The 2703-nt window shown below is 60.5% G+C and carries 3 protein-coding genes and 1 pseudogene; all 4 read left to right on the forward strand.

The window, feature by feature from the left end:
• Positions 1-407, forward strand: a pseudogene (locus ABYO54_RS15885) (fumarate reductase/succinate dehydrogenase flavoprotein subunit); the annotation flags it as partial.
• Positions 408-491: 84 nt separating this feature from the next.
• Positions 492-1250: a succinate dehydrogenase/fumarate reductase iron-sulfur subunit gene (locus tag ABYO54_RS15890; RefSeq protein ID WP_372809211.1), complete on the forward strand. Its 759-nt coding sequence runs from the start codon at positions 492-494 to the stop codon at positions 1248-1250.
• An 83-nt stretch (positions 1251-1333) separates the two neighbouring features.
• Positions 1334-1816, forward strand: a complete 483-nt coding sequence (locus tag ABYO54_RS15895; RefSeq protein ID WP_372809212.1) for a cyclic nucleotide-binding/CBS domain-containing protein — start codon at positions 1334-1336, stop codon at positions 1814-1816.
• Positions 1817-1819: 3 nt separating this feature from the next.
• Positions 1820-2703, forward strand: an 884-nt coding sequence (locus ABYO54_RS15900; protein ID WP_372809213.1) for a 2-oxoacid:acceptor oxidoreductase family protein, incomplete at its 3' end; no start/stop codon positions are given.

Raw genomic sequence — 2703 nt, forward strand, 5'->3', positions numbered from 1 at the left:
AGGAGCTCGGCCACCTGCTGTGGGAAAACTGCGGCATGGCCCGCAACGAAAAGGGGCTCAAAGCGGCGCTCGAAAAAATTCCGCAGATCCGCGCGGCCTTCTGGAAAGACGTCAACGTGCCCGGCTCGGCCGACGACCTGAACCAGGCGCTCGAAAAGGCCAACCGCGTCGCCGACTTCATGGAGTTTGCCGAGCTGATGGTGAAGGATGCGCTCGAGCGCGCCGAATCCTGCGGCGGCCACTTCCGCGAGGAGAGCCAGACGGAAGAAGGCGAGGCCCTGCGCAACGACGAGGAGTTTTGCTACGTCGCCGCATGGGAATTCAAGGGCCTGGAAAACGAGCCCGAACTGCACAAGGAACCGCTCGAATTCGAGGAAGTCCACCTTACACAGAGGTCGTACAAGTAAATTTGAACCACAAAGACACGAAGGCTTCGTGTTCTTCGTGCCTTGAGCGAAGCGGGTGGTTAAATCCGTTTCAGGAGGCTGAATATGGCAAATCAGATAAATCTGACATTGAAGGTGTGGCGGCAGAACCGCGGCGAGGCGGGGCGTTTCGAAACCTACGAGGCGAAGAACATCGACACCGATGCCTCGTTCCTCGAAATGCTCGACGTCGTCAACGAAGAGTTGACGCTCAAGGGCGTTGAGCCGATCGCGTTCGAACACGACTGCCGCGAAGGGATCTGCGGATGCTGCGGCTCGACGGTGAACGGCAAAACGCACGGTTCGCACGAGCGCACCACGCTTTGCCAACTCCATATGCGCCACTTTGAAGACGGGCAGCAAATCGTGATCGAGCCATTCCGTGCCAAAGCCTTTCCGGTGATCAAGGATTTGATCGTCGACCGCTCCGGCCTCGACGCGATCCTTGCCGAGGGCGGCTACGTTTCCGTCAAAACCGGCAATGCGCCCGAGGCATCGACGACGCCGATCGAAAAGAAGCTGGCCGAGGCGGCGATGGACGCGGCGGAATGTATCGGATGCGGCGCCTGCGTGGCGGCCTGCCCGAACGGCGCGGCCATGCTCTTCACCTCCGCGAAGGTTTCGCAATATGCCCTGTTGCCGCAGGGCCATCCCGAGCGCACCCAGCGCGTTAAAAACATGGTCGCGAAAATGGACGAGCTCGGCTTCGGCAACTGCTCCAACGAATACGAATGCGCCGTCGCCTGTCCCAAAGGAATCGATATCAAAAACATCGCCCGATTGAACCGGGAGTTCATTAAGGCCAGTCTGACGAGTGAAAAGTGAGGCGTGAAGGAGCGCCGGGTTTCCCGGTTCCATCGGCCCGCATCACGCCTCAATCGTCCCGCATCACGTAGACAAGGAGTCCCATGGTAGCAGCAGCAGCGAGAAAGAAGGAAACCTTCTGGTCGGAGCCGATCGGGAAAGTGGAGCTGCAACGCGTGGCCGTCGTGCCGTCCGGCACCTCGATCATCGATGCGGTCAAGGAGATGAAATACAACCAGATCGGCTGCGTGCTGGTGGAAGATGCCGAACATCGGCTGATCGGCATCCTGAGCAACGGCGATCTGATGCACGAATTCGTCGGTTCCACCCTGCCCGGCGATACCGCGGTCGATGTCATCATGACGAGAAATCCCTTCACCGGCTCGCCGGAATTGACGGTCCAGGACGCGCTGGAAATCTTCCATTCCAATCCCTTTCGCCATATGCCGATTCTGAGCGATGGAACGGTGGCGGGCATTCTTTCGATCCGCGGGCTGATGACGTTCATCAGCGAGCATCTGCCGCTGGAAGTCATGAACCTCCCGCCGGACAGCAGCCTCATTCCAACCAGGACCTCGGGGGAATAAACCATGGCGGAACCAACTCATGCTCTGATGGAAAAAGACTCGGTCGTGGTTCGCTTCGCGGGCGACTCGGGCGATGGGATGCAGACCGTCGGCGAACTGTTTTCCGATGCCAGCGCGCTGCTGGGCGACGCCATTGTGACCTTTCCGGATTTCCCCTCCGAGATCCGTGCGCCGGCCGGATCGTTGCCGGGGGTGTCGGGGTTCCAGGTCCATTTCGGGGCGGCCAATGTGATGACGCCCGGCGACAAAGCCGATGCGCTGGTGGTGATGAATCCCGCCGCGCTGAAGGTCAACCTGAGCGAGCTGGAGCCCAAGGGCCTGCTGATCATCAACACCGGCTCGTTCACGCCCGCGAATTTGAAGAAGGCGCTGTACGAAACCAATCCGCTCGACGACCCGGCCCTCGCCGAGGAGTTCCGCGTCATCAAGGTGGACATCAATGGGCTGACCAACGAAGCGCTCAAGGAGTTGCCGCTCAAGCCGGCCCTGCGGGCGCGCTGCAAAAATTTCTTTGCGCTGGGCATGGCCTATTGGGTCTATTCGCGACCGCTTGAATCGACGCTGGAATGGATCGAGACCAAGTGGCGCGCCCGGCTCCCGCTGATGGCCGAGGCCAACAGCCTGGCCCTGAAGACGGGCTACATCGTCGGCGAAAACAAGGACCTCGACATCCCGCACTACACCGTGCACCGGCGCATGCTTGCGGACGGGATCTACCGCAAGATTACCGGCAACGAGGCCACGGCGCTGGGGCTGATCGCCGCGGCGGAAAACAGCTGGCGCGACCTGGTGCTGGGCAGCTATCCCATCACGCCGGCCACCCCGATTCTCGAAACCCTTTCCAAACACCGCAACTTCAACGTCAAGACCGTGCAGGCCGAGGACGA

Source organism: Pontiella sp., from assembly GCF_041622395.1.
GTDB lineage: Bacteria > Verrucomicrobiota > Kiritimatiellia > Kiritimatiellales > Pontiellaceae > Pontiella.

What these genes read in the sequence shown, in the direction of transcription:
- ABYO54_RS15895 (WP_372809212.1), top strand. Translation starts at nt 1,334, where the DNA reads ATGGTAGCAGCAGCAGCGAGAAAGAAGGAAACCTTCTGGTCGGAGCCG.
- ABYO54_RS15890 (WP_372809211.1), top strand. Translation starts at nt 492, where the DNA reads ATGGCAAATCAGATAAATCTGACATTGAAGGTGTGGCGGCAGAACCGC.